Source organism: Paenibacillus sp. 7541 (genome assembly GCF_002276395.1).
Lineage (GTDB): Bacteria > Bacillota > Bacilli > Paenibacillales > Paenibacillaceae > Paenibacillus_AQ > Paenibacillus_AQ campinasensis.
In genome coordinates this window covers 1-3,372 of sequence record NZ_NQLZ01000055.1, presented here as the reverse complement: position 1 = coordinate 3,372, position 3,372 = coordinate 1, and the positions used below count along the sequence as shown (strand labels likewise).

3 protein-coding genes and 1 pseudogene are annotated in these 3,372 nt (G+C 39.6%); 1 reads left to right on the top strand and 3 read right to left on the bottom strand.

Annotated features, from left to right (window positions below; translation table 11 throughout):
* The first annotated feature begins 327 nt into the window (after positions 1–327).
* Positions 328–1,347, top strand: a complete 1,020-nt coding sequence (locus CHH75_RS23925; protein ID WP_095399343.1) for an LCP family protein — start codon at positions 328–330, stop codon at positions 1,345–1,347.
* Between the two features lie 148 nt (positions 1,348–1,495).
* Here the strand turns inward: CHH75_RS23925 and CHH75_RS23920 are convergent, their stop codons facing one another.
* From CHH75_RS23920 to CHH75_RS25435, 3 genes and pseudogenes are all read right to left on the bottom strand, one after another.
* Positions 1,496–1,861: a DUF5412 domain-containing protein gene (locus CHH75_RS23920; protein WP_095399342.1), complete on the bottom strand. Its 366-nt coding sequence runs from the start codon at positions 1,859–1,861 to the stop codon at positions 1,496–1,498.
* Positions 1,862–2,491: 630 nt separating this feature from the next.
* Entirely contained in the window at positions 2,492–2,845 is a 354-nt protein-coding gene (locus CHH75_RS23915; RefSeq protein ID WP_095399345.1) for a hypothetical protein, read from the bottom strand.
* A gap of 10 nt (positions 2,846–2,855) precedes the next feature.
* Positions 2,856–3,372 (bottom strand): annotated as a pseudogene (locus CHH75_RS25435) (WXG100 family type VII secretion target); the annotation flags it as partial.

Here is a 3,372-nt window from a genome sequence, read left to right as displayed (position 1 = left end):
TCAACCACAATGCATTTGTCACGATCATACTTAGATTAATGATTTTACTCTAATTCAATTATATGGAAAAGGTTCCAGAGGCCTTCGATCAGTCCTATAAATCCGATGATCCCTGCAGGTGTTTATGATCTCATAGTCACAATGGGGAAGGGATATATGCGAAACAGGGGGAGCGGCACTGTCCATCACAAAAAAGAAAAACTGAAACTTATTCTACCAGCATAACGTTTATTCTATGATGGATATTAGCTATAAAATCAGAACCTGCATAGCCCAGCAAGTGGAAGACCCTCGCGTTTGTATGGTATTGGAAAGGAGTTGGAAAGAATGGAGCCACGACTCAATTCAAGGAACCTTAAATTTCGTAACAAGATAAATAAAAAGAAATGGATTATGATTTCACTCATCATTCTCGTCCTTCTTGCTGCTACTGGCTATCTGTTTAGAAAAGAACTATCTGTACTTGTCTTTAATACGCTGCTTAAAGATGACGTTAAAACCATTTTAGACAAATCGTATAAGCCCGTAGGTTATGAAAAAAACAAACCCCAAGCATTCGAAGGCGAGCCTTTCTCCTTGCTGCTTCTCGGAGTTGATCAGCGTGATAAGGAGCCCAGCAGGTCAGATACCGTCATCTATTCTGTCATTCGCCCTAAAGATAACAAGGTATTACTCGTCTCCATCCCCCGGGATTCTTATACGGATATCATTGGGAGAGATGTTCAATCTAAAATCAACTCCGCCTATGCCCACGGTGGAGCCAAAATGGCGATCGACACCGTTGAGCACTTACTGAACCATAAAGTCGATTATTACGGGGCCATCAACTTTCATGGGGTTATTGATATCGTGGACGCCGTTGGCGGCGTAGAACTCCCTATTACTGAAGTCATTGAGAATAAAAATCCGAATCACGAACCATTAAGAATAGAGCCCAATAAACCGGTATATGATGGCCAAGATGCTTTAAGTTATGTCCGTTACCGTGAGGATTCTGATTTTAAACGTACCGAGCGTCAACGTATTTTTATTAAGGCTCTCATGGGGAAATTTTTGGAGTTGAAAAATATCACAAAGGTTCCGGAGTTAATGGAAATTGCCGGTTCTAACTTTACCACAAATATGGATCCTGATTTTATTTTGGATTTAGCTGAAGCCGTACTTCTAAACGACACGCCGCCTGATTTTGAAAATTATATGTTACAAGGTAAGGGAACTATGCGGGGAACCGTCTGGTATTATGACCTTGATGCAGCGGATCTCGAATATACACAGGATCTTATATCGAATTGGTTAAATAACGGAACTGATCCAGGAGAGCTTATTCATCCTAAGGAAATGAATTAGGTGCCGCGATAAAGTAAAAGAGTAAACTCTCTCTAGAATCTTTGAGGAGAAACCAGATTTAGGGAAAAGAAATAGGTCGCTATCTTAACCGTTAGCGGCCTGTTGCTGATGTCCATGTTACGTATCTTTTTCAAGCTATTGTCTTCGTTTAATTTCTATGTTCTCTAAAGTCATACTTATCTGTATTTACATCCAGCTTCCTGCCGTTAACAAGGATTGTGCTCTCGTCCATCCACTCCACGTAAGCTTCCTCAACTCTGTATTCCCAATAGATATTTTTCGTTTTACCATTAAGATTGTTTATTAACTCCCCTCTCACAGCAAAGGCGCCCGTTGCTCCCCCCGCATTTACTAGATATGCGTTAAAAGTAAACTTATTATTAGGTGAGTCAGAGCTCATGATTAAATCTCCTTTAGGGAGTAGGAGCAAAGTAAAGGTTGATAGGTAGAAGTATATAGCGATAGTGATAACTAGTAAGATCGTTATTCGTAGTCCCCAACGTTTCTTTATCATTACATATGTTCTCCCATTATATAAATGATATCCAGGAGTGATCTTGTAGATCGAATGTTTCGTTGTTGCAAAAGTAGCCGTCGCGGAGCTTAGTTTGCACTGTCTTTAGGACGGTCTTCTTAATAAGGTGGAATGATTATGAGCAACCATAACTTAAACATAAGTAAGCTTATAAACAATATAGTTTATCAACGGATCGTCATTCCTTTGGGGCTAACAAGGATTTTATTGATCCTATTGTTAAGGATTTTATCTGAGAGAGAGCCTTTCAAATTCATGGGGAACCATAGAAACCATAGAATATGAAATTATAATTGATGAATTTATTAAAAAGACAGCTAAATCCAATAGCGCCGTGGAAGATGATAGGTTGTGGAACCTTTTTTGAGGAAACTCATTTAAATAATGAAGGTATGATGATTCTGGCTCCTAAAAACTAGACTTTCAGCGATAATCTATTGAATATTTCTCGATATGCAGATAGGATAATTCTAACAGTGAACATAACAAACCAACATATAAGAGCAATTGAAATTAGATAGTTATTTGGAATCGGCTACATTTAGGTCGGTCTCCATATCTAAAAGTAAGAACCTTGAAAGGCACGAAGCCAATCAAGGTTGATTATTATTATATCTTTTCAATCGAAATTGAAGTGCAAAGTATTTCTGCGATAAGAGGGGGCATTAAAATTTTGCAATTTAGTAAACGATGCCCCTCACTCAGCACATCTGTGACTTCGATATCTTGAAGAAAATAAGGAATTTGTGGTCTAGTCAACTCTCTTAAAGGCATTATCCTATCATCGGCACTTGTAACAAATGAAAAACTAGAGCACCCCATAAAGGACAGCTTGACGTTAAACTCTGTGTCCTCAAACACAAGCGTTATTTCATCACCAAAAAAACTCGAATCAAACTTTAATACTCTAGCATCCCAGTAGTGCATTGCCTCAATTTCGGATAGAATTTTTTCAGCATTCACGCTAATCACCTCACTTTTTATATGGGATATGAGCATCAGGGCTTTTTCTGTCAACAACATTCAGGTTTACATCAATTGGATTACCACTTTCATCAAACAAATGAACATGGTCATACTTTGTAACCTTATCAGGTGGGTCGATTTTCATTCGGACGTTTCCATTAGCATCTCTAATGTGAACGAAACCATTGTTCTCAGTATACTTCCAATCCTTCGGCAAGCTATCTAAGATTTCTTGCTTTGACATGTTAGGTATGTTTTCAGTATTAATTTTACCTGCAAAGTTCCCTACAGTATCACCCTTTCCCTCATTCCCCGGCTTTCTACCGTCACCATCACCACTATTATTGCCACCTCCACGATCGCTGCCACCATTACCGCTACCGCTTCCACCACTATTTCCGCCGCCAAGATCATCATGCTTATTATTCCGCGGGCCTCCCACTCTAAGTCCAGCACGGTTGAGGAGTGCGCCTCCAATGATCATTGCCGACTGCGTTCCAAGATACGTCGACCAGCCTCCTGCC

Bases quoted from the DNA above. Each gene is read 5' to 3' on its own strand.
- CHH75_RS23925 (WP_095399343.1), top strand. From the start codon at position 328: ATGGAGCCACGACTCAATTCAAGGAACCTTAAATTTCGTAACAAGATA.
- CHH75_RS23920 (WP_095399342.1), bottom strand. From the start codon at position 1,861: ATGATAAAGAAACGTTGGGGACTACGAATAACGATCTTACTAGTTATC.